General features: G+C 61.1%; 22 protein-coding genes and 2 tRNA genes. 12 read left to right on the forward strand and 12 right to left on the reverse strand.

From position 1 onward, the window contains the following. Positions 1 to 79 precede the first annotated feature (79 nt). From SJY08_RS08775 to SJY08_RS08785, 3 genes are all read right to left on the reverse strand, one after another. Positions 80 to 3,127, reverse strand: a complete 3,048-nt coding sequence (locus SJY08_RS08775; RefSeq protein ID WP_377275337.1) for an SPOR domain-containing protein — start codon at positions 3,125 to 3,127, stop codon at positions 80 to 82. Between the two features lie 65 nt (positions 3,128 to 3,192). Continuing rightward, positions 3,193 to 4,953, reverse strand: coding sequence for an arginine--tRNA ligase (gene argS, locus SJY08_RS08780; protein WP_377275338.1), 1,761 nt, complete (start codon positions 4,951 to 4,953; stop codon positions 3,193 to 3,195). Positions 4,954 to 5,013: 60 nt separating this feature from the next. Further along, positions 5,014 to 6,231 carry a deoxyguanosinetriphosphate triphosphohydrolase gene (locus SJY08_RS08785; RefSeq protein WP_377275339.1) on the reverse strand — a complete coding sequence of 406 codons (1,218 nt, stop codon included), beginning with the start codon at positions 6,229 to 6,231 and terminating at the stop codon, positions 5,014 to 5,016. A 197-nt stretch (positions 6,232 to 6,428) separates the two neighbouring features. On the opposite strand from SJY08_RS08785, the gene erpA reads away from it, so the two are divergent. Together erpA and xth are read left to right on the forward strand one after the other, a co-directional pair. After that, positions 6,429 to 6,761, forward strand: coding sequence for an iron-sulfur cluster insertion protein ErpA (erpA, locus tag SJY08_RS08790; RefSeq protein ID WP_054150140.1), 333 nt, complete (start codon positions 6,429 to 6,431; stop codon positions 6,759 to 6,761). 7 nt (positions 6,762 to 6,768) lie between these two features. Beyond that, positions 6,769 to 7,554 (forward strand): exodeoxyribonuclease III, encoded by a 786-nt coding sequence (gene xth / locus SJY08_RS08795; protein WP_377275340.1) that lies wholly within the window; start codon positions 6,769 to 6,771, stop codon positions 7,552 to 7,554. A 75-nt stretch (positions 7,555 to 7,629) separates the two neighbouring features. Here xth and exoR read toward each other — a convergent pair whose 3' ends face one another. From exoR to SJY08_RS08835, 8 genes are all read right to left on the reverse strand, one after another. Further along, the gene (exoR, locus tag SJY08_RS08800) at positions 7,630 to 8,391 is read right to left on the reverse strand and encodes an exopolysaccharide production regulator ExoR (protein WP_377278525.1); all 762 of its coding nucleotides are present in this window, start codon (positions 8,389 to 8,391) and stop codon (positions 7,630 to 7,632) included. 574 nt (positions 8,392 to 8,965) lie between these two features. After that, positions 8,966 to 10,201, reverse strand: a complete 1,236-nt coding sequence (locus SJY08_RS08805; RefSeq protein WP_377275341.1) for an OmpP1/FadL family transporter — start codon at positions 10,199 to 10,201, stop codon at positions 8,966 to 8,968. A gap of 435 nt (positions 10,202 to 10,636) precedes the next feature. Beyond that, positions 10,637 to 13,567 (reverse strand): valine--tRNA ligase, encoded by a 2,931-nt coding sequence (locus SJY08_RS08810; protein WP_377275342.1) that lies wholly within the window; start codon positions 13,565 to 13,567, stop codon positions 10,637 to 10,639. 114 nt (positions 13,568 to 13,681) lie between these two features. Further along, the gene (locus tag SJY08_RS08815; RefSeq protein ID WP_377275343.1) at positions 13,682 to 14,644 is read right to left on the reverse strand and encodes a DUF2497 domain-containing protein; all 963 of its coding nucleotides are present in this window, start codon (positions 14,642 to 14,644) and stop codon (positions 13,682 to 13,684) included. Positions 14,645 to 14,839: 195 nt separating this feature from the next. Beyond that, positions 14,840 to 15,511, reverse strand: coding sequence for a protein-L-isoaspartate O-methyltransferase (locus tag SJY08_RS08820; protein ID WP_377275344.1), 672 nt, complete (start codon positions 15,509 to 15,511; stop codon positions 14,840 to 14,842). Between the two features lie 208 nt (positions 15,512 to 15,719). Further along, positions 15,720 to 15,793: transfer RNA gene (locus SJY08_RS08825), tRNA-Cys, on the reverse strand. A gap of 129 nt (positions 15,794 to 15,922) precedes the next feature. Continuing rightward, positions 15,923 to 16,147 carry a hypothetical protein gene (locus tag SJY08_RS08830; protein WP_150127398.1) on the reverse strand — a complete coding sequence of 75 codons (225 nt, stop codon included), beginning with the start codon at positions 16,145 to 16,147 and terminating at the stop codon, positions 15,923 to 15,925. A gap of 155 nt (positions 16,148 to 16,302) precedes the next feature. Further along, entirely contained in the window at positions 16,303 to 16,584 is a 282-nt protein-coding gene (locus SJY08_RS08835; protein WP_069041534.1) for a hypothetical protein, read from the reverse strand. Positions 16,585 to 16,748: 164 nt separating this feature from the next. Between SJY08_RS08835 and SJY08_RS08840 the strand changes: the two genes are divergently transcribed. From SJY08_RS08840 to sseA, 10 genes are all read left to right on the forward strand, one after another. Next, positions 16,749 to 16,823: transfer RNA gene (locus SJY08_RS08840), tRNA-Asn, on the forward strand. 170 nt (positions 16,824 to 16,993) lie between these two features. Next, positions 16,994 to 17,218, forward strand: a complete 225-nt coding sequence (locus SJY08_RS08845) for a hypothetical protein (protein WP_377275345.1) — start codon at positions 16,994 to 16,996, stop codon at positions 17,216 to 17,218. Positions 17,219 to 17,326: 108 nt separating this feature from the next. After that, positions 17,327 to 18,772 carry a cryptochrome/photolyase family protein gene (locus tag SJY08_RS08850; protein ID WP_377275346.1) on the forward strand — a complete coding sequence of 482 codons (1,446 nt, stop codon included), beginning with the start codon at positions 17,327 to 17,329 and terminating at the stop codon, positions 18,770 to 18,772. A gap of 90 nt (positions 18,773 to 18,862) precedes the next feature. After that, positions 18,863 to 19,117 carry a type II toxin-antitoxin system Phd/YefM family antitoxin gene (locus SJY08_RS08855; protein ID WP_054150137.1) on the forward strand — a complete coding sequence of 85 codons (255 nt, stop codon included), beginning with the start codon at positions 18,863 to 18,865 and terminating at the stop codon, positions 19,115 to 19,117. Next, positions 19,114 to 19,368 carry a Txe/YoeB family addiction module toxin gene (locus tag SJY08_RS08860; RefSeq protein ID WP_377275347.1) on the forward strand — a complete coding sequence of 85 codons (255 nt, stop codon included), beginning with the start codon at positions 19,114 to 19,116 and terminating at the stop codon, positions 19,366 to 19,368. Before SJY08_RS08855 ends, SJY08_RS08860 begins: the two co-directional genes overlap by 4 nt. A gap of 119 nt (positions 19,369 to 19,487) precedes the next feature. Continuing rightward, positions 19,488 to 19,742, forward strand: coding sequence for a type II toxin-antitoxin system Phd/YefM family antitoxin (locus SJY08_RS08865; protein WP_377275348.1), 255 nt, complete (start codon positions 19,488 to 19,490; stop codon positions 19,740 to 19,742). After that, on the forward strand, positions 19,735 to 20,181 hold the full coding sequence (locus tag SJY08_RS08870; protein ID WP_377275350.1) for a type II toxin-antitoxin system VapC family toxin: 447 nt from the start codon (positions 19,735 to 19,737) through the stop codon (positions 20,179 to 20,181). Before SJY08_RS08865 ends, SJY08_RS08870 begins: the two co-directional genes overlap by 8 nt. A gap of 208 nt (positions 20,182 to 20,389) precedes the next feature. Next, positions 20,390 to 21,427 carry a cysteine synthase A gene (locus tag SJY08_RS08875; RefSeq protein ID WP_377275351.1) on the forward strand — a complete coding sequence of 346 codons (1,038 nt, stop codon included), beginning with the start codon at positions 20,390 to 20,392 and terminating at the stop codon, positions 21,425 to 21,427. A 20-nt stretch (positions 21,428 to 21,447) separates the two neighbouring features. Then, on the forward strand, positions 21,448 to 22,179 hold the full coding sequence (locus tag SJY08_RS08880; RefSeq protein ID WP_377275353.1) for an alanyl-tRNA editing protein: 732 nt from the start codon (positions 21,448 to 21,450) through the stop codon (positions 22,177 to 22,179). A 26-nt stretch (positions 22,180 to 22,205) separates the two neighbouring features. Continuing rightward, the gene (gene sseA, locus SJY08_RS08885; protein WP_069041539.1) at positions 22,206 to 23,630 is read left to right on the forward strand and encodes a 3-mercaptopyruvate sulfurtransferase; all 1,425 of its coding nucleotides are present in this window, start codon (positions 22,206 to 22,208) and stop codon (positions 23,628 to 23,630) included. A gap of 12 nt (positions 23,631 to 23,642) precedes the next feature. On the opposite strand, the gene SJY08_RS08890 is transcribed toward sseA, so the two are convergent. Further along, a complete protein-coding gene (locus tag SJY08_RS08890) occupies positions 23,643 to 24,542 on the reverse strand; it encodes a DUF4344 domain-containing metallopeptidase (RefSeq protein ID WP_377275354.1) in 900 nt (299 codons plus the stop codon). Positions 24,543 to 24,571 lie beyond the last annotated feature (29 nt).

Consider the following 24,571-nt stretch of genomic DNA (forward strand, 5'->3'; position numbering starts at 1 on the left):
AGCGCCAAGCCCTCATACACAAAAAAAGAGGCGGAACGCGCGGTTCCGCCTCTCGAAGATTTGACAATTGGGTCTGACCTCAGCGTGAAACGAGGCAGCTTCCGCCGGCGGCGCGATACTGCTCACAGAGCGCCACGGCGTCATCCTTGGAGCCCGCGACGACCCGCACGCGGTAGAAGGTGCCCTTGCCGGGAATGTCCGCCTGACGGATTTCCCAGGGCTTGCCACCCAATACGCCAGCAAACTTGGTGGACAGGTTGCGATAGCTCTTCTGGGCGTCGGCCTCGGACGGCAGGGACGCGATCTGAACGCCGAAGCTGCCCGCCGGTGCTGCAGTGGCAGGAGCAGGCGTTGCCGCGGCCGGTGATGCCGCAGCAACCTCAGCCGGGGCTGCTGGCTGCGCCGGTGCCGTGGCAGCAGGAGCAGACGGACGAAGATTGCCCTGATCCGTTACGGTGCCGACGACGTTGACCGGCTGGTCGGCCGGGCGGGTCGTCGGGACCGGCGCACGCGATGCGGTTGTATCTGCGGGAGCCGCTACCGTCTCTGCCGTCACAGGCGTTGCGGCAGCCAGCTCAGCTGCAGCGGTCGTCGTGGCGGCAGGGGCAGTCGCCGACGCGTCGGTCGTACCACCCGGGGTCACGACGCGAGTATCGACGGTCCTCACAGTATCGGCGGCATTGGTGTTCGGGACGCTCGGCGGTGCAAGCACCGGAGCGTCGGCTGTCGATTGCGACGAAGGCGCAGACGCCGTCTCGACCGGAGCCGGTGTCGGCTCGGCTGGGACTTCCTGAGCGACCAGCGTGCCGTCGGGGCGAACGATCATCGTGCGCACCTTGCGCGGCGTGATCGTCGCCGGGTCTTCGGCGGCGGCCTGCGGCAGCTGGCCATCGGGGAGCAGGCGCGGATCCTCGGTTTCGCCAACAGGCGTCGCCAGGGCTTCGCTTCCACCATCCATCGGCAGCGTTTCCGGAATCAGGGTACGCTGGACAACATCGATCGGCTGCTCTTGCGAGGAAATCAGGCTGGGCTGCGTGGGATCCTCGACCCCATTGCCGGCCACGCGATCATAAACTGCCTTGTCCTGGTTCGGGACGGACTTGCCGCCCGGGTCCTCGGGGACAATCTTGACCGGAGACTTGTCAGCAGCGATCACCTGCGGCTCGCCGCTGCTCAGCGTGCCAACTGCTCCGCTGCCGAGCCAGGCATAGAGGCCGCCTGCACCAGCGAGCAGCACGATCACGGCCGTGCCAGCCATCAAATACGGCTTGATGTGACGGAAACGGAAGCCCTGCCCCTCACCTGAAATGGTGATGTGGCCACGACTTTCAGGCTCCAGAGCCCCCGAGGAGGTCATCGAGCTGCGGAAATCTTCCTCCAATGCCTTCTCGAAGGCGTCGAAGTCATCCAGCGGTGCGGCAGGCGCCCGGGCGCCCGTTGCTGCGGCCGGTGCAACCTCTGCAGCAACACGGCTCACTGCGGCCGGGTTCGGCTGGCGTGCTGCCGGTACCACGGGCTGCTCGAACAAGGTTGCCAATTCCGCATCGATGTCGATGTCGTAATCTGGCTGGGGCGCCTGTGCAGGGCGTGCATCAGCCACCGGAACGTCCGGCACGTCCATGCCGCTCAGGGTTTCCAGCAGATCGTCCTGCTCGGAGATCTCGGACGGATCGAAGGCAAAGCTGTCGTCGACCGGCGTTGCAGGGCGCGCGGGCGCGCTTGGCATGGCGGGCGTAGCCACTTGGCTTTCAAAAGCCGGGCGAGCGACGGCCGCTGCGAAGGCGGAAGCCGAGACGGTTGGCGCGGCAACATAGGCAGGCGCCGAAGTGCTGGCGCCGTAGGACGGTGCCGTGACAGCAGGCTCGACGCGGGCCGGTGCGACAGCAGGGGCAGTGGCAGCCGCGAACGCAGCAGCGCTGACGGCCGGTGCAGGCTGCGGCACAGATTTCTGAGGTGCGACGTCGAGCTCGGAAAGATCGAGCTCGATATCGTCAAGCTGCAGATCGAATTCCTGGTCATGGAAAGGATCGAATTCCTCGTCGGCAATCACAGGGGCCGCGCGCTGAACGACCGGCTCTGCGGCCTGGGGCTGAACGACAACATCCTCGTCGATCGCCAGTTCATCGAGAAAATCGAAGCTGAAATCGACGTCGTCGCGGTCCGCCACAGGCACTGCCGGAATGGGCGCAGGTGCAGTAACCGTCGAGGTGGCACGCGGCTCCGCCTGCACGGCGAAGCCTTCGAAATCAGCCGAAACGGCAGGAGCAACAACAGGCTCGATCCGCTGCGGAGCGGGAGTGCTTGTCGGAATTGGCTCTACCGGACCCGCAGCCCAGTCAAAGCTTGCCTTGCCGAAATCAAGCGCCATCGGCTCCTTCGCGACCGAAATCGACGGACCGCTCGGGGCATCGTAACCCTGCAGATCGAGTGCCGGAATATCGCGCGGCGGCTCGACAGCAAGCTGCGGCTCCGGGCGACGGGCCGGCTGGGCGGAAAAATTGGCGAGCGGCAGCCGCAGACGCGGCGGCTCGACCTGAGCCGGCTGCTGCGGCGCGACCGGGCGCAGATCAGCATCGGCGACAGCGAATTCAAGTTCGTCGGCAAGATCAAACGTCACTTCCGGCTCGACCTGCTCCGCGACAGGCGCGTGATCGACACGACCCGGCTCCTGGGCATCGGCCACGTACAGATCCATATCCGATACAAAGGCGTCATCATAAGCTGAGACTGGCTCAGGATATTCGACCGGTTCGGGCGCATAGGCCGCCTGCGGCGCAGAATAGGAAACGATCGGCTCCGACTCGAAACGCGGCTCTTCGCGGTACTGAGCCACAGGAACGCTCTCGACGATGGCCGGACGCGCGACGACCGGCTCGGGCACAGACAGGGGCGGCGCATAGGACGGCGGCGCGGGCGAGGCCTCATAGCCCTCGAACTCGCGCATCAATTCGTCTTCGAGATTGAATTCGGCCGAGCGCATGTCGGGCGCCTGCGGAAGCGAGACAACCGGCTCACGCTTCAGCGGCTGATCGAACCCAACGATGCGGGCGAGTTCCGCCAACGGATCATCGTCCGCGAAACCGTCGCCCTGCGATCGAATGCTGTTTGCAGCCTGCTTCTGTACCATTACCTGTTCCACTCACTCACGCGACTCAACGCCTGCCAGCGCAATGTGGGGAATTGGTGACGATACTATCGCATTTCTACCGGAGCTTCGGTGCCAGTAATGGCCAGTCCCGACTTCAACACGGAGGCGACAGCATGCACCAGCCCAAGCCTGGCGATGGTTAATTCTCTATGTTTATCGTTAACAAAGCGTAATTCGGGCGAATCCTTGCCCTTGTTCCAGTGAGTATGGAGTGAGCTTGCCAGATCATGCAGGTAAAATGCAAGTCGATGCGGCTCCTGCGACAGTGCGGCCGCCTCGATGATCCGGGGATATTCGGCAAGCTTGGCAATCAGGGCGAGTTCCGTCGGATCTTCGATCTGTCCCATTACGGCACCGGCAAGGTCGAGCTGCTCGATATCGAGATCGGGCAAGGCTTCCTTCGCCTGGCGCATGATCGACATGCACCGCGCATGGGCATACTGCACGTAGAAGACCGGATTGTCCTTCGACTGCTCGGTTACCTTGGCGAAGTCGAAATCGAGCGGTTCGGAGTTCTTCCGGTAGAGCATCATGAAGCGCACCGAATCGCGGCCGACTTCCTCGACCACTTCACGCAGCGTTACAAAGTCGCCCGAGCGCTTCGACATCTTCACCGGCTCGCCGTCACGATAGAGCTTGACCAGCTGGCAGAGCAGCACGGTCAGCTTCGACTTGCCTTCCGAGACCGCGCGGTTGACGGCTTCCAACCGCTTCACATAGCCGCCGTGGTCGGCACCGAGCACGTAGATCATCTCGGAGAAGCCGCGGTCGAACTTGTCCTTGAAGTAGGCGACGTCGGCGGCGAAGTAAGTGTAGGAGCCGTCAGACTTCATCAACGGACGGTCGATGTCGTCACCGACCTCGGTCGAGCGGAACAACGTCTGCTCGCGGTCTTCCCAGTCTTCCGGCAGTTGCCCCTTCGGCGGCGGCAGCGTGCCGCGATAGACGTGGCCCTTGAAGGTCAGGTCGTTGATGGCGGTACGGATCTTGGCTGCACCATTTGTATGCAATGTGCGCTCAGAGAAGAAGATGTCGTGATGCACATTCAGCGTGGCGAGATCGTCGCGGATCATCACCATCATCGCATCGATGGCCTTTTCCTTGACGATGGCCAGCATGTCCTCTTCCGGCATGCCGTAAAGCTTGGTGCCGTATTCGTCGGCAAGCGCCTTGCCGACCGGCACGAGATAATCGCCCGGATAAAGCCCAGTCGGGATCTCGCCGATATCCTCACCGAGCGCCTCGCGATAGCGCAGGAAGGCCGAGCGGGCGAGCACGTCGATCTGTGCGCCGGCGTCGTTGATGTAGTATTCCTTGGTTACCTCATAGCCGGCAAAGCCAAGCAGGTTGGCGAGTGTGTCACCGACGACGGCGCCACGGCAGTGGCCGACATGCATCGGCCCGGTCGGATTGGCCGAAACATATTCGACATTGACCTTGTGGCCGGCACCGACGGTCGCGCGACCGAAATCGGTCCCCTGACGGATCATGGTCGCCAGCAGACGCTGCCAATAGGGCACCGACAGGCGGATGTTGATGAAGCCTGGACCGGCGACGCCGACGTCTGCGATGTCGGGATCCTGCTTCAGCTTTTCGCCGATCAGGTCGGCGAGCGCGCGCGGGTTCATGCCCATGCCCTTGGCGAGCACCATCGCGGCATTGGTCGCGGCATCGCCATGGCTCGGATCGCGTGGCGGCTCGACAACGATGCGGCTGAAGTCGAGGCTGTCGCGCTTCTCGCGCACCGCCTCGATCTCGTCGAGCGCTGCTTTGATCCGGATTTCGAAATCGGCGAAAAGGTTCATGGCGTGTCCCTGCGCGCCGGAGCTCAGTCCCGGCGTTCTCTAAAGAATTTCGTCGGGTGCCTATCGCAATTCAGGAGTCCGGTCAAACAGCTCGCGATGCGTTCGCACCGCATAGGTGTCGGTCATGCCGGCCAGATAGTCCCCGACATGGCGGGCCTTCTGGCCATCGTTGAGGCCCGAGATATGGTTCACCCAGAAGTGGCTCTTCATCAGCTTCGGGTCGTTCATATAGGCGTTGAAAAGATCGGTGACGATCTCGGCCGCCGCGGCCCGGATGCGCATGATGTCGGGGTGGCGGTAGATACGGCTGAACAACAGCTTCTTGATTGCCTTGTCGGTCTCGGCCATCTGATCGGAGAAGGTCGCGATCGTCATTGAGGCCGCCCTCACCTCCTCGACGCTCTGCGGTTGGACCGTCTTCAGCCGCTCCTGCGCCACGCTGATCACGTCCTCAACCATGCGGGTGATCTGCCGGCGCATGATCTCGTGGGTGAACCTGTCAGGATCGAGATGCGGATAACGGTCGCGCACCTCCTTCATCAGGCCGGCGAGAAAGGGGACGTCCTCCAGCATATCGAAGGTCAAGTAACACGAGCGCAGACCATCGTCGATGTCATGAGTGTTATAGGCGATGTCGTCTGCAATCGCCGCGACCTGGGCTTCGAGCCCAGCAAAGCTCGCCAGTTCCAGATCATGGATCTCGCAGTAATCAAGGATCGGCTGCGGAACCGGGCCGCGGGTGCCCTGCCCGTCCTTCGTCAGCAGGGGCCCATTATGCTTGACGAGGCCTTCGAGCGCTTCCCAGGTGAGGTTCAGGCCGTCGAAATCGGCATAGCGCCGTTCGAGCTTGGTGACGATGCGCAACGACTGGGCATTGTGGTCGAAGCCGCCATAGGGCTTCAGCACCTCGTGAAGGGCATCCTCGCCCGTATGCCCGAATGGCGTATGACCGAAGTCGTGAACCAGCGCCACACCTTCTGCCAGGTCCTCGTCGAGCTTCAGGGCGCGGGCGAGAGCACGGGCGATCTGTGCCACCTCGATCGTATGGGTAAGCCGGGTGCGGTAGTGGTCGCCATCCGGGCCGATGAAGACCTGGGTCTTGTGCTTGAGGCGGCGAAAGGCGGTCGTATGGACGATGCGGTCACGGTCGCGCTGGAATTCGGAGCGGGTGAGGCTGCCGCCCTCTTCGAAGAGACGGCCGCGGCTCGCCCACGGATTGGTCGCGTAGATCGCCCGTTCTCCGGTCCCGAAACCCAATGCTGCTTGATCGATCGTCATGCGCGTGCCGCCTGCTCCCCATTGACGCAACTCGTGTGCCTTCATACCTATAGCGGACAAAGCCGCAAGGCGATGCAGGTTCCGAAGGGTCTTCGGGCCGTCTCGCCGGATCAAAAGTCGCGCAATTGCGTGACATTGTGGTGATTTGCGCCGAATAGAACCGTTTTCACCGGGCCTTGAACCCGGCAGGAGGCAGAATGAGCACCGAAACCGTTACCCTTTCCGAAGCCGCAGCGAAGCGAATCGCCGCGATCGTCGCAGCCGATGCCGACAAGCAGGCGCTGCGCGTTTCCGTCGAAGGCGGCGGCTGTTCCGGCTTCTCCTATAAGTTTGACCTGGACGGCCAGCCTGCTGGCGACGACATCGTGATCAGCCGTGACGGCGCCACCGTCCTGATCGACCCGATGTCGATCATCTACATGGCGGGCTCGGAGATCGACTTCGTCGACAACCTGCTCGGCCAGTCCTTCCAGATCAAGAACCCCAATGCGGTGGCGAGCTGCGGCTGCGGCACCAGCTTCTCCGTGTGAGTGCATGATGAAAATTGCCACCTGGAACATCAACGGCGTCAAGGCGCGCATCGAGAACCTGTGCCAGTGGCTGAAGGATAGCCAACCGGATATTGCCTGCCTGCAGGAGATCAAGTCGGTCGACGAAGGGTTTCCGCGTGGAGAGATCGAGGCGCTTGGCTATCACGTCGAGACCCATGGTCAGAAGGGCTTCAACGGCGTGGCGCTTCTGTCGAAGATCAAGCCCGACGAAGTGAACCGCGGCCTGCCGGGTGACGAGACCGACGAGCAGGCGCGCTTCATCGAAGGCGTCTTCTCCGTCGAGGGCGGCGTCCTTCGTGTCGTCTCGCTCTATCTGCCCAACGGCAATCCGTCTGACGACCCGGTCAAATATCCCTATAAGCTCGCCTGGATGGCACGCCTTGAGGCCTTTGCGCGCGATCGCATGGCGCTCGAAGAGCCGCTGATCCTTGCCGGTGACTACAATGTCATCCCCGAGCCGCATGATGCCAAGGACCCGAGCCAGTGGGTCACGGATGCACTCTTTTTGCCGCAGACACGGGCGGCCTTCCGCCGCCTGGAAAACCTCGGCTTCGTTGACGCCGTTCGTGCGACCAATGACGAGACGCCGCTGTTTTCCTTCTGGGATTATCAGGCGGGTGCCTGGCAGAAGAACAATGGCATCCGCATCGACCACCTGTTGCTTTCGCCCGAGGCGTCCGACCGGCTGCGTTCGACGGCGATCGAAAAACACGTGCGGGCCTGGGAAAAGCCGTCGGACCACGTGCCGGTCGTTGGGCATTTCGCGTTCTGAGACAGCGACGGATCGCAAACGCAGAAATGGGCGCTGAGGCGCCCATTTTCATATCCGCATTCGGGGACGAACGGCTTAGTCGCCCTGTTCGTAGACCTGCGGCGCAAGCGCCACCGCCACCCTGCGGTCGTCTTCGGTGGCGAGGGAAAACGCCCGCTCCTGCAATTCCTGCATCCAGGGACAATCCTTGGCGCTGCAACGATCCAGGGCTGCGGTCAGGAAAGCGAGCCCGCGCACCGTCTGGCCTTCTTCGAACAGTACATTGCCGAAGATCGACATGGCGCCGGCATGACCGCTCTTGCGGGCCATGTTCAGCCACTTCTTGGCCTGCTGGACATTCACCCTGCCGCCCTCGCCAGCGAGGATCATACGCGCCAGCTGGAATTGCGCTTCCGGCACACCAAAGGTCGATGCTACCTGGAAATAGATCTGCCGTGCCTGCGCGAGGTCCGCCTTTACGGGGCTGTCCGGGATCCCCTGCCGGTAATAGCGGGCAAGCGAAAGAAGCGCATTGACGAAGAAACCGGTATCCGCCGAACCCGGCTCGACACCCTGATTGGCAATCTCCGCATAGATCTTGAAGGCCTCGAAGTCGTTTTCGACGACGCCGTCGCCAGCCGCATACATGTTGGCGAGCGCCCAGCGCGAGCCGGTATGGCCCTTTTCCGCTGCGTAGCGATAGGCCTCGACGGCCTCTTCCTTCTGGCCCTTCTTGTAGGCATTGAAGCCGAACTTGAAGAGATCGAAGGGACCGGATTCCTTGTTCACGCCAGCATTCATATCGAATGCACGAGCGGACGGGCCCGACGACAGCAGAAGAGCCGCCGTCAGAAGCATTGCCGAAGTCTTCCAGTCACCGAGACGCATGGGTCCGCACAATTTCCAAGTCATGATGGACATCAGAAGCCTCGCCCCACGTGTGCGACGAGTTCACCTGCGCCCGATCCGAAGAATACATCCAACCGATGAATAGACGGTTCATGACCGATTGCCCGGTCGGAGCTTCCGTCATCGCTCCTTCTTGTTCTCGTCTGCATGGAAGAGAGACTAGACTCGATTTCCGGCAAGACCGGGGCGATCGATCGCGCCCGATCCATTTTCCCTTCGAGACAGTCTGTACGCTCCCCAAAAGCGACCGAAGTCATTGCTATCAGCACCGAATTTTCGCCCCAGAGGCTCATGTGAAACTCTTAACACCACGCTCGGAAACAGCCCCCGCCGTTCCACGCAACACCGGTGCTCTTCGTTTGTGGCGGGAAATGGACAAATTCACCCGATGGGCGGCCTGACAGGAAGGATAGAGGCGATGTTGCAGAATCATCACATTCCGGAAAGCTGAAAGACCGTTGCACGGGCTTAAACGAAAGAAGCCCGGACAAGCCGGGCTTCGATCAATTCGATGTCGCAGAGATCAGAAGCGAACCTTGAGCGACGTGGATACGGCTGCAGCGAGGTCGGTGCCGAAGTCGTAAGACACGTCGCTGCCGTAGGTTTCACCACCAACGGTGATCTGGCCCGAGCTACCTGAGGTGAGCAGGCTTACAGCGCCTGCGAGACGGAACTCAATATTCTCTGAGGGATTGTAGGAAACACCCGTACCGAATGTCCAGGTATCAGTCTGGCTGCCAAAGCCCTGCGACGTTCCCCGATCCCAAGTCACGGAACCTGCAACACTCCACTGTTCGTTCAGTTTGTGACCGATACCGCCACTGATCGTCCAACCGTCACGATAGGCAAGATCAAGAGAAGTGCGCTCCGCATTCGTTGTCGAGCTGTAGAAGCGAATTCGCTGCAACTGGCTCCAATCGGTCCACTTCACCGAGCCGAAAGCCAACCAGTCCGGCGCGATACCCGACTGAAGCTTCATTTCGATGGAGTCGGGCATTGCTGCCGAACCGTAGACGTTTTCGATGGAAGATGCCGTGACCTGACGCAAATCCAGGGTACCGGTAATGTCGTCCAGCTTCACCTGGCTGTTGTAGACGAGGCTTGCACGGAGTGCGTATTCGGGGATCTCGTAGGCTGCCCCGATCCGCCAGCCATAGCCATCCCCAGCAAGGTCAAGGCGACCGATACCCGTTCTTCCGGTAAAACCGAGACCAGCCAGAACCGCAGGATCGAGGACGATGCGCTCTTTGAAGCCATCAACTTCCTGATAGAAACCGCCGCCGATCACTCGAAGCTGGCCCGGACCCACATCGAACTTGTATGAGCAAGTCAGCCCGTAGTTATGACTGTTGACCTTCGTCTCGACGTTCTGGTTGGCGCCAGCCCAGTTTGTACCCGGCTTCGTGTGCACGCCCCACGGCTGTGAGTAGTCAGCCATGCAGGCTACACCTTCATTAAGGTTTGCCTTGAAGCCGACGCGCGGCACCCAATAGCCCTCGGTCTCGTCTACTGAGTTTGCACGCGCATTCAGATTACCGCCGCCAATCGCATTGTTCGCCGTGTTGGTATCCACGACATTGTTCAACGTCCTGTCCGGCGCCACATAAACAACGCCACTCTCGAACGTGTACTGGCCCGGATCGAACAGAAGGTCGATGTTGTAACCGCCACGTTCAAGACCGCCTGCCTGCGCGCCTCCCACGAATGCGCATGCTGCGATCAGCCCGAGGGCCGTTGTCTTCATCAAATGGTTCGCCATGTCTCTCCCCAATTCAGGCAAAACTGTGATTGGCATACTAGACATGTGCGAGAGGATGGCAATCCGGTGACGGCCATCACAGGATTGTTCCCTCACCCAAATTTTTACGTAACGATCCTTACGCGCACGTCAAAACGCCGGGGCCATGGACAAAACTTCTCCAATGCCGCCCAAAAATCCTGATCTGTGAGAAAAATATTTTACACAAAACACCATGCGTTGCGCGTGCGCAACAGTATTGCCGATCATCACCTTGGTCGAATTTTATGCATCTCGCCCGGCCCAGGCAGGCAATTAGGACCTTGGCAACGAGATAACGCTCAGAATCAATATGAAATAGAGCAAAACACCCTTTTCAGCATGGTGCAGCGCAAAAAAGAAAAGGCCGGATGCAAGATCCGGCCTTTAGAATTTCATTCCTGAAGCTTTTGCAGATCAACCTGCCTCGATAACCCGCGAAAGCGCGGTCAGGAGGCCCGCCTTCTGCACTTCAAGCTCCTGCTGGCGTTCGCGCTCGGCAGCCACCACCTCCGGATTGGCATTGGCGACGAACTTCTCGTTGCCCAGCTTTCCGGCGATGCGGCCCAGCTCCTGGTCCACCTTGGCGATTGCCTTTTCAATTCGGGCCTTTTCGGCAGAGAGATCGATCAAGGCCCCCAGCGGCAGGCAGGCGGTTGCCTCACCGACGACAATCTGGGCAGCGCCCTTCGGTGCGACATCGGCAACGGTAATCGCCTCGACACGGGCGAGACGCTTGATCGCCGCATCATGACGGATCAACCGCTCCTGGGTCACGCCATTGGCGCCGACGACGACGAGCGGGGCTGTCGCGCCCGGCGGCACATTCATTTCCGAACGGGCAGAGCGGATACCAGTGACCAGATCGATCAGCCAGTTGATGTCAGCTGCCGAATTCTCATCGGAGAATTCCGGCGTCGGCCAGTCGGCGTGGCAGAGTAGCGTATCGCGGGACACACCCTCGCCTGCCGTGTGGGCCCAGAGCTCTTCCGTCATGAAGGGCATGAAGGGATGCAAGAGCTTGTAGATCTGCTCAAGCACAAAGGCCGCGCAGGCCTGCGCTTCCTTCTTGGCGCTTTCGTCCTCGCCCATGAAGACGGGCTTGAGCAATTCCAGATACCAGTCGCAGAACTGGTTCCAGACGAAGCGATAGAGGCTGCCGGCGGCGTCGTTGAAACGATAGTTCTCGATCGCCTCTGTCACCTCGGCTTCCGTGCGGGCAAGCTCGGTGAGGATCCAGCGGTTGATGGCGAGCGAGGTTGTCTCCGGCAGGAATGCCGGATCGGCCTTCACGCCGTTCATTTCGGCAAAACGCGTGGCGTTCCACAGCTTGGTGCCGAAGTTGCGGTAGCCAGCAATACGTGCCGGGTCGAGCTTCACGTCGCGACCCTGCGCTGCCATGATCGCCAGCGTAAAGCGCAGGGCGTCGGCACCGTATTCTTCGATCAGCTCCAGCGGGTCGATGACGTTGCCCTTGGACTTCGACATCTTCTGGCCGTTCTTGTCGCGAACCAGCGCATGCACATAGACCGTGTGGAAGGGCTCGACGGGCTTGCCGTCCTCGTCCTTCATGAAGTGCAGGCCCATCATCATCATCCGGGCGACCCAGAAGAAGATAATGTCGAAGCCGGTGACCAGAACGTCGGTCTGGTAATACTTCGCCAGTTCCGGCGTCTCGTCCGGCCATCCGAGCGTCGAGAAGGGCCAGAGTGCGGACGAGAACCAGGTGTCAAGCACGTCCTCGTCGCGGGTCAGGATCTCGCCGGGCTGGAAATTCTCGAGCTTCTCTTCGACCCAGGCCTTCCAGGGGCCTTCATGGGCGATGTAGTGCTGGATCGCAGAATGCAGCGCCTCTTCCTCGGTCTTCTCGACGAAGACCTGACCGTCGGGACCATACCAGGCAGGGATCTGGTGACCCCACCAGAGCTGGCGGGAAATACACCAGGGCTCGATGTTCTCCATCCACTCGAAGTAGGTCTTTTCCCAGTTCTTCGGCACGAAGTTGGTGCGGCCTTCGCGCACGGAAGCAATCGCCGGCTCGGCCAGCGTCTTTGCGTCAGCAAACCACTGGTCGGTCAGCATCGGCTCGATGACGACGCCGGAACGGTCGCCGAAGGGCTGCATGATCTTCTTGTTCTCGACGAAGGGAATGTCGTTGCCTTCGGCGTCTTTCACCATGACGGCGAGACCTTCCGCATTGATCGTCTCAACGATGCGTTTGCGGGCTTCGTAACGGTCGAGGCCGCGATATTCTTCGGGGACCAGATTGATATCGTCAACCTCGGTCTCGTTCGGCAGTTCGCCTGATTTGGCGATGTCGAGGGCACGCGCGGCGTAGACGGCATAATCCTCGCCATCGGCGCGCATCTTCGCCTGGGTATCCATCAAGCGGTAGAGCGGGATCTTGTTGCGGCGGGCGACCTGGTAGTCGTTGAAGTCATGCGCGCCGGTAATCTTCACCGCACCCGAGCCAAACTTCGGATCCGGATATTCGTCGGTGATGATCGGGATCAGACGGCGATGCTCCTTGGGTCCAACAGGGATCTCGCAGAGCTTGCCGACGATCGCCGCGTAACGCTCATCCGAGGGATGGACGGCCACCGCGCCATCGCCGAGCATGGTCTCAGGCCGCGTCGTTGCGATCGCGATATAGTCGCGCTCCTCCTGGAAGGTGACGTTGCCATCCTCATCCTTCTCGACATAGGTGTAGGTTGCACCACCGGCGAGCGGATATTTGAAGTGCCACATATGGCCTTCAACTTCCTTGTTCTCGACCTCGAGGTCGGAAATCGCCGTCTCGAACTTCGGATCCCAGTTGACCAGCCGCTTGCCGCGATAGATCAGGCCCTCTTTATAAAGCGAAACGAAAACTTCGAGGACTGCGGCCGACAGACCCTCATCCATGGTGAAGCGCTCGCGCGACCAGTCACAGGAGGCGCCGAGGCGCTTCAGCTGGTTGAAGATCAACCCGCCCGATTCTTCCTTCCATTCCCAGACCTTCTCGATAAAGGCCTCACGGCCCATGTCACGGCGCGAAAGGTTCTGGCCGTTTTCAGCAAGCTTGCGCTCGACGACCATCTGGGTCGCAATGCCGGCATGGTCCATGCCCGGCTGCCACAGCACATCCTTGCCGCGCATGCGCTCGAAGCGGACCATGATGTCCTGCAGCGTGTTGTTCAGCGCGTGACCCATATGCAGCGAACCGGTGACGTTCGGCGGCGGGATCACGATGGTGAAGGTGTCCTCGCCCGGCTTCGCATTGGCGCCGGCACGAAACGCATCGGCGTCTTCCCATGCTTTCGCGATTTTCGGTTCGACGGCGGCTGAATCATAGGTCTTTTCGAGCATTTTCCGACCGGATTTTCGAGTTCTGGATGTGGCTTGGTAAATAGGACTGACAAAACCAAGTCAATAAAAAAGGCCGCTCTTGCGAGCGGCCCATGATCCCCAAAGGGAGTTCGATCAGCGTCGCGGACCGCGGGCAACGCGTTCGATTTCCTCGCGCACGAGACGCTCCACCAGCGTCGGCAGATTGTCGTCGAGCCAGTCCTTGAGCATCGGACGCAGCATCTCCTCGGCAACCTCGTCGAGTGAACGGCGCTCGCTGCCGTCAAAGGCGGCGGCGAGTTCGGAGAAGGAGCGCGAAACCTGCTCGACGGTTGCGGCGGAAACAAGGGCGGTCAGATCCCGTCCCTCGTTTTCCGTCTTCTGATGCATATCGGTGGCCGCGGACGTCGCCTGCATGTCCACCTCGAACGATGGCTCTGCCTGCTCCGTGGCGGGTTCCAGGAATGTCGGCTCCCTGCGTTCAGCGCGAACCTCAACATGGGCCATGCGCGCGATCGGCGACGGTTCTGCGGGGCGCTCGGCTTCCCGTTCGGCACGCGGCACTGGTGCCTGAGCCGGTTCGGCGGCGATCGTCGGGCGCAGCTGCTGGTCGCGCATCTCGGAGAGACGCGTCGTCATCACCGGCGCCCTATGCTGCGCCTCGTCGGCAGAAATTTCGCTGTCGCGACGTGGCTGCGAGACCGTCACATGGGCAGTCGTGTTGGACAATTGCGGCGGGCTCGGACGTTCGGTGCGCTCGGAGGCGGATCGTACACGGGCGGCGAGATCGGCAAGCGACACGCTCTTGGGTGCTTCCGGAGCCTGTTCGGGGACCGGCTCGCGACGCGGCTCGACTTCGGCGCGCTCCATGTCCCGCTGCGGAAACAGGGGGAAAGCGGAACCGGCATCGTTGGCCGGGACGAATTCGCCGCCGTCATAGCCCATGTCCTCGTCGCTTTCGCCCTGATCGTCGGTCAGCGACGCTGCATCCTGCGTCAGGCTTCCACCGTTCACGGGATCATTGCTCTCGATGATCCGGCGGATGGATGCCAGGATCTCTTCCATGGACGGTTCACGCGCTACGCTTGGCTGAGCCATACTAATCCCCGTTGTCCTCAGAAATTCTCGGTCGGGACATAAGCACCCACACCGATTCGCGCCCACCCTAGGATACGCGCCTCTCGAAAAAAATCACGTGCGCAGAATGAATTGCGGTGATGCACAGCTTTGTTGCGCACCAACGAAAAGGCCCGCACGTGGCGGGCCTCAAATGCACTCGTTGAACGTCGAGCTTCAGAAGACGAATTCGGCTGCCTTACGGAAACCGGGCAACGGCTTCACGGCGGCATTGAAATATTCGGTGTGGGAGGTGATGCCGCCGTTCTTGACATAGAGGCGGGCGCGGGCCGCATTGCCATAACCGACGACGGCGACAAGACGACCACCCTCGCGCAGCTGCGCCAGCAGGGTTTCCGACAGCTCCTCGACGGCACCGTTGACGAAGATCACGTCATAGGGTGCTTCGGCGGCATAGCCGTCCTCCAGCTTGGCGGAGACCACGGCGACATTGTCATAACCGAGTTCGGAGAGCGTTTCGGTCGACCGGGCCACAAGCGCCTCGTCACTCTCGGTCGCCACGACGGAACCGGCGAGCAGCGACAGAAGTGCTGCGGCGTAACCTGCACCACAGCCGATCTCGAGCACCAGGTCATCCTTGGTGATGGCGGCCAGCTGCAGAAGCTTGGCGAGCGGCGACGGCTCCATGATGTAGCGAGCCGGATTGCCATTGGCGGCGGGAGCCACCTGCATATCCTCGTCGATATAGGCGAGCGGCTTCAGCTCGGCTGCAACGAAGGCTTCGCGCGGCACCGTAAGGAAGGCGGTCAGCACGGAATGGGACGTGACGTCCGTCGTCCTGATCTGGTTGTCCACCATCTTGGTGCGTGCTGCTACGTAATCCATCATTTCATTCGCGCCCCGTGTCGACCGGCCATAGCGGCTTATTCCACCCGTGTCTTTAATTGCAGGGCGAGGCGCTTTCAAGCCGGTCTTCTTCTCGCACACCAGAATATCGCGGTCGCGAAGTGACGCAGTCGCTCTTGCGGAACGCGCAAAGACGACATCACCGATGCCGCCGGGATAAGGTCGATTGTATCTATGGAGAGAGTTCGGATGGAGGCCTCGCCCGGAATTGAACCGGGGTACAAGGATTTGCAGTCCTCTGCGTCACCACTCCGCCACGAGGCCATCCGAGTAGAAAAGTGCGTGTGGTGGGCGGCATTTAGAACGGATCGAGAGTGAGCGCAAGGGGAAATTCATCAAATTTCGCGGCGCTCCTGTGGATGCCCGAAGGCGCCCTTCCCCGCCCGATTTTCCTTAAGAGTCCTCTCGCCAGCGACGACGATCAAGCAGGCGTGTTGCGGCCATGGTGCTGGCGGCTTCGGCCAGGCGTCCGGGATCGGTCATGCCCGATGTATAAAGCCGGATCACCGCCTTGCCCACCGCTTCGCGATGGCCGTCATCGGAATAAGCGGGCTGTGCCGGTTCGGCCGCCCGCATCGCGTGATCGATAATGTGAAAATCTCTTGGCGTCAGAATCAAGGAACTCTCCGCCTGGATTAATATGTTCATGTCGTATGACCTTTCCGGGAACCAGACGGCGAGCGCCGCGTTCGGTATCCCCGATTGAGTCCGCCCAAGGTATCGGGTTGGAACCATCAGGTCATTTCACTATGACATGTGCCGCGTTGTGGGCGTCAGCTCCCGCTGCCGGGGCGTGACGCGTCCTTGCGGCGACTCCACCAGACGGTCAAACGCCGACGACGGCGTCGAACGGCCGGCAGGTCATGCGAGAGAACGATCAGGCCAAGCGGCACCATCCAGAAGCCCAAGATCGGCAGGAAGCCCAGAAAGCCACCGCCGACGAGTGCCGTTCCCGTCACGATTCGACCGGCCTTGGAGCGCGGAACGGGGATCTCGAGCCTGCCGAGGACAAGGCGCCCTCGCTGTTGGTCGAGCCGATACCGACGTTCTGGCATTCACGAGACTCCCTGCGTTTCAGCGGTTTTGGGCCCCCTTCCCACGGCCCTCCAGATGGTGAGCCCACAAATAAAAACAAGACGATGACATTTTTTTTGAAAAACCGCTTGGCAAACGGAGCGAGCATCAGTATTACCCCGCTCACACCGCGGCAAGCGGCTGTTCCCTGGTAGCTCAGCGGTAGAGCATTCGACTGTTAATCGACAGGTCGCCGGTTCGAATCCGGCCCGGGGAGCCATCTAATTTCAAAGCCCGCGCCTCACAAAGGCAGCGGGCTTTTTGATTCAATGCTCGTTGCCGGCCCACAAAATCTAATGTGGACTTTCCGGCAATGGTTCCGAAACCCCCTCTTCACCTTTCGCTGCTATTTCCCTCCTCGTACGGAAAAGAATGCAAGGAGGACGGCCGATGTGGCTTGAGCTTCACGATGGGGACGGCTTTCCCTTCTACGTCAACATGGACAATGTGGTGGATTTCCGCTGGTACGGGCGGGAAGGCTATACCTGCCTGCTGACCACCGCCCCGGTCGCCGAAAAGCTGCATCGCCTCTATGTCCGCGAAAACGCCCAGGAAATCATGGCCATGCTTCGGGCCGAACAGGCCCGGCGCATCCCTGCACGCTCCGCCGCCTGACAAACCGGCATGCAGGCGCATGCCAGAGTGTGAGATTCGTGACAGCGGCGTGATCTTGTCGCGGTAACCCTTCGTATGGCTTTGAAAGCCAACGAAGAAGAACAACGCATGCCGCAATCCGCCAAGACGCTCATCCTCTGGTTCCGCAAGGATCTCCGGATCTCCGACCACGCCGCGCTCGCAACCGCGGCGGATGAGGGGTTTCGCATCGTACCTCTTTATATAAGGGAGCCAGAGCACGCCGGCACCGGACCGCTCGGCGCGGCGCAAGCCTGGTGGCTGCATCACTCGCTCGAAGCCTTCGGGGAATCGCTGGCAAGGCTCGGCTCCAATCTGATCCTGCGCAGCGGCGCCGCAGACGCCGTGCTCGCCGATCTCATCACAGAAACCGGCGCTTCGGCCGTCTTCTGGAATTGTCGTTATGATCCCTCAGGCATTGCTGTCGACAAGGCGTTGAAGGCAAAACTGATCGCTGATGGCATCGACGTGCGCACCTTTGCCGGCCAGATCCTGCACGAGCCGACCAAGCTCAAGACCGGCGCCGGCGGCCATTTTCGCGTCTATACGCCCTTCTGGAAGGCGCTGGACGGGTCCGGCGAGCCGCCCGAGCCGATCCCTGCCCCGAAGTCGCTCACCGCACCTGAGCATTGGCCGAAGAGCGAGACGCTTTCGGACTGGAACCTGCTGCCGACCAGGCCGAACTGGGCGAAAGGCTTTGAAAGCGAATGGCAGCCCGGCGAAGACGGCGCAAGCAAGCGCCTCGCCGCTTTCATCGCATCCGGCCTCAAGGGCTATCGCACCCGCCGCGATTTTCCCGGTGAAGCGCATGTCTCGATGCTCTCGCCGCACTTAGCGCTGGGCGAAATTTCGCCCGCGTCCGTCTGGCACGCAACGCGCGGGCTGCCGGACGCCTATTCGAGTGAGGACTATATCCACTTCCGCAAGGAGCTTGTCTGGCGCGATTTTTCCTATCATCTGCTCTTCCATTTTCCCGATCTCGCGACCAAAAACTGGAACGCCAAGTTCGACGTCTTCCCCTGGCGCGACGCGCCGGATCTGCTCGAAAAGTGGCAGCGCGGCCAAACCGGCTACCCGATCGTCGATGCCGGCATGCGCCAGCTCTGGCAGACGGGCTTCATGCACAACCGCGTGCGCATGATTGTCGCCTCCTTCCTGATCAAGGACCTTTTGATCGACTGGCGCGAAGGCGAACGCTGGTTCCGCGACACGCTTGTCGATGCCGACCCGGCCTCGAATGCAGCCAGCTGGCAATGGGTCGCCGGCTCCGGCGCCGATGCCGCTCCCTTTTTCCGCATCTTCAACCCCACCAGCCAGGGCGAGAAATTCGATCCCGAAGGGGCTTACATCCGTCGCTTCGTACCGGAGCTGAGAGGCATGTCGAACAAGTTCATCCACAAGCCATCGGAGGCGCCCTTCGCGATGCTGAAGGAAGCAGGCGTGAGCCTCGGCAAGACCTATCCTCTGCCGATCGTCGATCACGGCAAGGCAAGGGATGCGGCGATGGCGGCGTTTCAGGGGTTGAGGGGGGAGTGATGCGGCCACGCCGAGTTGTGCAAATCACGGGGCACCCTGCAGAAAGACAGCAAGTGTTGCTTCTTGTACGCGATCAAGTACAACAAAGGAATGAGAACGACCTCCTACAGCGACCTGCGCAAGAACCTGGCCTCTCTGCTCGACAGCGTGACTGAGGACCGGACGCCCGTGCTGATCACCCGTGATCGCGGCAAGCCTGCTGCCGTTCTGATGTCGGTGGAGGATTTTGCGTCCTATGAGGAAACGCAGCATCTCCTAAAGAGCCCCCGCAACGCCGAACGCCTGCTTGAAGCGGTGCGGGACCTCGATGAAGGCAAGGGCGAGGCGCGCGAGCTCTCGGAGTGAAGCTCATCTTCCATGCGCGCGCCTGGGAGGACTACCTGTATTGGCAGTCTACCGATCCGAAGATGCTGGCGCGCGTCAATCAATTGATCAAGGACAGCAGCCGATCACCCTTTCATGGCATCGGCAAACCGGAGCCGCTGCGGGGCGAGTTGCGCGGCTGGTGGTCGCGGCGGATCGATCAGGAGCATCGGCTCGTCTATCGTCCGAAGGAAGACGGGCTCCTGATCGCGCAGTGCCGCCATCACTACTGATCGACTTTGGGAAGGACCCTAGTGGCCAGTTCGACGGCCAGCAAACTCAGCCCCCCGCACTGGACCTTGATCCATCTCTCCGCTAAAATGACTATACATAGTCATTTTAGGAGATCCACATGTCGAGCATGAGTATTGCCGATGCCAAGGCCGGATTCGCCAGCCTCGTGGATGATGCCGCCAACGGCGAATTCGTTACGATTACCCGTCACGGGAAGCCTGCCGCCATGTTGGTCAGCGTCGAGGCCGGAGAGGCGGCGAAACGGGCGATGTCGAAGCCGAGACCGAATTTCGGAGAGTTCCTGATGTCTTATCCCGGCCCCGCCGATCTAGTCCGCAATCCATCCCCCATGCGGGACGTCGAGCTTGAGTAGCGGCTTCCTCATCGACACCAACATCATCTCGCTCTTTTCGCCCGACCGGAAGCAGACGCCATCCGAGGCGATGCGTATGTGGTTTCGAAATGAAGGCGAAGTCCTCTATGTGTCGGCCATCACGCTGGCGGAGATCGAGAAGGGCCTGCGCAAATTGCATCGTCGCGGCGGCTTCGAGCGGTCGCAGCGCTTAAGCGACTGGCTCGATACGATCACTGAAACCTTCGGCGACCGAATCTTGCCCGTCGACCCCATCGTTGCCCGGATCGCCGGCGGGCTCGACGATGTCGCTACCGCGAGCGGCGCGCATCCCGGGTTCGCCGACATCCTGATTGCCGCCACAGCAAAGGCTTACGGGCTGATAGTGATTACCGCCAATCTGAAGCACTTCATGCCTCTTGGCGTGGCCTGTGATTTTCCGGAAGCCCTCAGATCCTAGTCCCGAACGCATTTTCCCTCTCTCCGCCGCCACGCGAAAAGCCATTCCTTGCCTTTGCCTGCCCTCGGGCGGAAAAGACCTGTCCACGTTTCGCGCTGACCGCTGCCCCGCAGAATCTTGCCCAGAAGGACAAAATTGCGCGGCATACCGGTTTTCTTCCCCGCGCATTTGGTTCTAGTGTCCGCGTCAGACAAAAAAGGCAGGCATCATGGCATTTCACCCCTCCGTGCTCGAGGCGATCGGCAATACGCCCCTCATCCGGCTGAAAGGCGCCTCGCAGGCGACCGGCTGCACCATTCTCGGCAAGGCCGAATTCCTCAATCCCGGCCAGTCGGTCAAGGATCGCGCGGCGCTGTTCATCATCCGTGATGCCGAGCGGCGCGGGCTGTTGCGCCCCGGCGGCGTGATCGTCGAGGGCACGGCCGGCAATACCGGCATCGGGTTGACGCTGGTTGCCAAGGCGCTTGGCTACCGCACCGTGATCGTCATCCCGGAAACCCAGAGCCAGGAAAAGAAGGATGCGCTGAAGCTGCTCGGCGCCGAACTCGTCGAAGTGCCGGCAGTGCCGTACAAGAACCCGAACAACTATGTGAAGATCTCGGGGCGTCTCGCCGCCCAGCTAGCGAAGAGCGAGCCCAACGGTGCGATCTGGGCGAACCAGTTCGACAACACCGTCAACCGTGACGCCCATATAGAGACGACGGCGAAAGAGATCTATGAGCAGACCGGCGGCGCCGTCGATGGCTTCATCTGCGCGGTAGGCTCAGGCGGCACGCTCACCGGCACCGGCATCGGCCTTCGCAACATGAAACCATCCGTCAAGATCGGCCTTGCCGATCCGGAAGGGGCAGCCCTCTTCGAATACTACAAGAACGGTGAGCTCAAGTCCTCGGGCTCCTCGATCACCGAGGGCATTGGCCAGGGCCGCATCACCGCGAACCTCGAAGGTTTTGCGCCTGACTTCGCCTATCAGATCCCCGATTCCGAAGCGCTCGACATTGTCTTCGACATCGTCGAGAACGAGGGCATCTGCCTCGGCGGCTCGTCAGGCATCAACATTGCGGGTGCCATGCGTCTGGCTCGCGAACTCGGCCCCGGCCACACGATCGTGACGATCCTCTGCGACTACGGCAACCGCTATCAGTCGAAGCTCTACAACCCGGATTTCCTGCGTTCGAAGGGCCTGCCGGTTCCGGCCTGGCTGGAAAAGCGCCCCGCCTTCGACCTGCCCTTCGAAACTGCCTGATTGTTATTGAAAGCATAGCCATGACCACCATCGCCCTCTACCGCGACGATTTCTATCTCTCGACGGCGGAAGCGGTGGTCACGGCCGTGCATGAAGACGGCGCGGTCGAACTCGACCAGACCTGTTTCTATGCGGCATCCGGCGGGCAACCGGGCGATACCGGTTTCCTGGAGCGGGAGGATGGCAGCCACATCCAGCTTGCCGAGACGCGCCACGGCGCCAGCAAGGATATCATTTTGCACCGCCCTCTCGACGGCGAACCTCTGCCCGCAGTCGGCGAAAAGCTCGTGCTGCATGTCGACTGGGCGCGCCGCTACAAGCTGATGCGCATGCACACAGCCTGCCACCTGCTCTCCGTCGTCTGCTCCTATCCGATCACGGGTGCGGCCGTCGGCGAAGAGGAAAGCCGGGTGGATTTCGACATGTCAGAGACGATCGACAAGGACCAGGTGACGGCAGACCTGATGAAGCTCGTCGGCGAAAATCACCCCGTTTATCTCCAGTGGATCACCGACGAGGAGCTCGCGGCCAACCCCGGCATCGTCAAGTCGAAGAATGTCCGCCCGCCCGTCGGCCTTGGTCGGGTGTCTTTGGTCTGTATCGGCGAGCATTCCGCCGTTGACAGTCAGCCCTGCGGGGGCACACATGTTTCCGAGAGCCAGGAGGTCGGTGCGATTCATATCGCCAAGATCGAAAAGAAGGGCAAGGAGAACCGCCGGTTCCGCATTCGCTTTGGAGCCCCGGAGACCTAAGCCATAGGAACTTACGGGAGAAGTGCATGTCCGGTGAAAGAAGCCGTTTCGTCGTTTCGGCGGATTGGGTGGAAAAGAACCTCGGGTCTCCCGGCTTCAAGCTCGTCGATGCCTCCTGGTATCTGCCGGCTCATAACCGCAACGGCGCCGTGGAATATGCCTCCGGCCACATTCCAGGTGCGGTCTTCTTTGATCAGGACGTGATTGCTGACACGACCACCGGCCTGCCCCATTCCCTGCCCTCGCCCTCCTTTTTTGCCCAGGCCGTCGGCCAGCTCGGCATTTCCGCCGAGGATACGATCGTCGTTTATGATGGTCCCGGCTTCTTTTCGGCGCCGCGTGTCTGGTGGATGTTCCGTGTCATGGGCGCGCGGCGCGTCTACGTGCTTGAAGGCGGCATCGATGGCTGGAAGGCGGAAGGGCGAAAGCTTGAAACCGACCTGCCGGAACCGGCACCTGTTACCTTCGAGGCGCAGTTCGACCGCTCGAGACTCACCTCCTTCGACCAGATGTCGGCGATTTCAGACGAGGGCGACAAGCAGATTGCCGACGCCCGTCCGGCCGGCCGCTTCACCGGCGAAGAGCCCGAACCCCGCGAAGGCATGCGCTCCGGCCATATCCCCGGGGCACGCAGCGTGCCTGCATCATCGCTGTCGGAAAACGGCCGCTTGAAGGATCTCGCCACGCTGCGCTCGATCTTCACCAGTGCCGGTATCGATCTCAACAATCCGGTGGTGACGTCCTGCGGCTCAGGTGTGACGGCAGCTGTCGTGACGCTGGCGCTTGAAAGCCTGGGGCATACCGACAATTCGCTCTATGACGGCTCCTGGTCGGAATGGGGCTCGAAGACCGATACGCCTGTCGTCACCGGCGACGCTTCATCGCTCAGCTCGAAGACGTCGGGGCCGCTGACCGCCCATGTCACGCGGCTCGAAATGACGGCCCCGCCGAAATCCAGCCTTCCGGTGCCGGTCAACATTCAGACGGCAATCATGCGCACGCATGAAATCCCGCTTTCCTTCTACCGCTTCCTGCACCGCCAGGTTGGTGCACGCTGGCACTGGTATGAGCGCCTGCGTTTGCCCGACGAGCAGTTGAAGGCGATCATCCATGCCGAGAAGGTGTCGATCTCAGTTCTCTATGTGAACGGGGCGCCGGCCGGCTTCTACGAGCTCTCGCAGGAAAGCGACGATCTCGTCGAGCTCTCCTATTTCGGCCTCTTCGAACATGCGCTGGGGCTCGGCATCGGCAAGTGGTTCCTGCTCCAGTGTCTCTATGCCGCATGGGCGAGCAATCCGAAGACAGTCACCGTCACCACCAATTCGCTCGACCATCCGCGCGCGCTGCAGCTCTACCAGCAGTTTGGCTTCTCGCCCGTCGGCACCTATGACGCCCTGGTCGATCCCCTGACCGATCAGGAGCTGTTGGCGCTCATCAAGCGCGACGGCTGACGCCGCCGTCGCTCATTCCTTCCTCTTCAGCTTGACGGACGTCGCCTCATCGCCGGAACCGGTCGCGTCGTCGTCGCTCGAGGTGTCCTCCGAGCCCTGGTTCTCGAACCAGTTGGCGATGAGACCGGCATGGAAGGCGGCCATCTCGTAGCAGTAGGTGATTTCGCGCGCCTCTGGATCCCAGAAGGCATTCTCAACGCCACAGGCCGTGCCGGTGATCTTGATGCCGTCCTTCAGATTGTAGCCCTCGCCGAAGACGGTGGCGATCGTCTCCAGAGCGCCAGCGCTCTTCAGCAGATCGGCAAAAGTCTGCAGGTCCGCGTCACCCGCCGGTTCGTAGCGGACGTCGAAGCGGGTCTTGGCGCCTTCCTTCATGTTGGCAGCGAGCAGGCTCATCCAGCTGTCGCGCGCCTTCTCGTATTCGAAGAGGCATTCCTCGCGACGATCCTCGGGAAATTCGAGCGAGTCGGCAAACTCATCAAAGAACTCCGCATTCGCCCCGGTCATCATGCAGACGATCGAATAGGCACGCTGGCGATCCAGGCCATGGGTGCCCATGAAGTCATCTTCCTGCGGACCATCCTCATTGGCTTCATCGAGCAGGAACCAGCCATCGGCGGCATCCTGCATGGTCGTGTAGAGATCCTCGTCCTCGGCGCCGAGCAATAGCACAGAGGAGAGCGCATCGACCGCGTCCTCCTCGCGTCCGAGCACCGGCAGATTGAACTCGGAGACCAGCATGTGGCCGGCCTCGTGGAAGAGGATGAAGATGGCATTGTTGACGACGAATTGCTGGCCTTCCTCCACCTGTTCGGCAGTCAAATCTTCTGCCTGAACACGCGTGGTTGGCTGGAAAAGCCATGCTGCAGCGAAGGCCAGCATGACTGTTGTGACGGACTTGAGCGACAGCATATAAGAGACCCCGAACCCCTGATACCTCG

Origin of the sequence: Rhizobium sp. R86522 (assembly GCF_042466255.1) — a bacterium.
In the GTDB taxonomy this organism is placed as follows: Bacteria; Pseudomonadota; Alphaproteobacteria; order Rhizobiales; family Rhizobiaceae; genus Allorhizobium.

What these genes read in the sequence shown, in the direction of transcription:
- SJY08_RS08775 (WP_377275337.1), bottom strand. Translation starts at nt 3,127, where the DNA reads ATGGTACAGAAGCAGGCTGCAAACAGCATTCGATCGCAGGGCGACGGT.
- argS (WP_377275338.1), bottom strand. Translation starts at nt 4,953, where the DNA reads ATGAACCTTTTCGCCGATTTCGAAATCCGGATCAAAGCAGCGCTCGAC.
- SJY08_RS08785 (WP_377275339.1), bottom strand. Translation starts at nt 6,231, where the DNA reads ATGACGATCGATCAAGCAGCATTGGGTTTCGGGACCGGAGAACGGGCG.
- erpA (WP_054150140.1), top strand. Translation starts at nt 6,429, where the DNA reads ATGAGCACCGAAACCGTTACCCTTTCCGAAGCCGCAGCGAAGCGAATC.
- xth (WP_377275340.1), top strand. Translation starts at nt 6,769, where the DNA reads ATGAAAATTGCCACCTGGAACATCAACGGCGTCAAGGCGCGCATCGAG.
- exoR (WP_377278525.1), bottom strand. Translation starts at nt 8,391, where the DNA reads ATGCTTCTGACGGCGGCTCTTCTGCTGTCGTCGGGCCCGTCCGCTCGT.
- SJY08_RS08805 (WP_377275341.1), bottom strand. Translation starts at nt 10,201, where the DNA reads ATGGCGAACCATTTGATGAAGACAACGGCCCTCGGGCTGATCGCAGCA.
- SJY08_RS08810 (WP_377275342.1), bottom strand. Translation starts at nt 13,567, where the DNA reads ATGCTCGAAAAGACCTATGATTCAGCCGCCGTCGAACCGAAAATCGCG.
- SJY08_RS08815 (WP_377275343.1), bottom strand. Translation starts at nt 14,644, where the DNA reads ATGGCTCAGCCAAGCGTAGCGCGTGAACCGTCCATGGAAGAGATCCTG.
- SJY08_RS08820 (WP_377275344.1), bottom strand. Translation starts at nt 15,511, where the DNA reads ATGATGGATTACGTAGCAGCACGCACCAAGATGGTGGACAACCAGATC.
- SJY08_RS08835 (WP_069041534.1), bottom strand. Translation starts at nt 16,584, where the DNA reads ATGCCAGAACGTCGGTATCGGCTCGACCAACAGCGAGGGCGCCTTGTC.
- SJY08_RS08845 (WP_377275345.1), top strand. Translation starts at nt 16,994, where the DNA reads ATGTGGCTTGAGCTTCACGATGGGGACGGCTTTCCCTTCTACGTCAAC.
- SJY08_RS08850 (WP_377275346.1), top strand. Translation starts at nt 17,327, where the DNA reads ATGCCGCAATCCGCCAAGACGCTCATCCTCTGGTTCCGCAAGGATCTC.
- SJY08_RS08855 (WP_054150137.1), top strand. Translation starts at nt 18,863, where the DNA reads ATGAGAACGACCTCCTACAGCGACCTGCGCAAGAACCTGGCCTCTCTG.
- SJY08_RS08865 (WP_377275348.1), top strand. Translation starts at nt 19,488, where the DNA reads ATGTCGAGCATGAGTATTGCCGATGCCAAGGCCGGATTCGCCAGCCTC.
- SJY08_RS08875 (WP_377275351.1), top strand. Translation starts at nt 20,390, where the DNA reads ATGGCATTTCACCCCTCCGTGCTCGAGGCGATCGGCAATACGCCCCTC.
- SJY08_RS08880 (WP_377275353.1), top strand. Translation starts at nt 21,448, where the DNA reads ATGACCACCATCGCCCTCTACCGCGACGATTTCTATCTCTCGACGGCG.
- sseA (WP_069041539.1), top strand. Translation starts at nt 22,206, where the DNA reads ATGTCCGGTGAAAGAAGCCGTTTCGTCGTTTCGGCGGATTGGGTGGAA.
- SJY08_RS08890 (WP_377275354.1), bottom strand. Translation starts at nt 24,542, where the DNA reads ATGCTGTCGCTCAAGTCCGTCACAACAGTCATGCTGGCCTTCGCTGCA.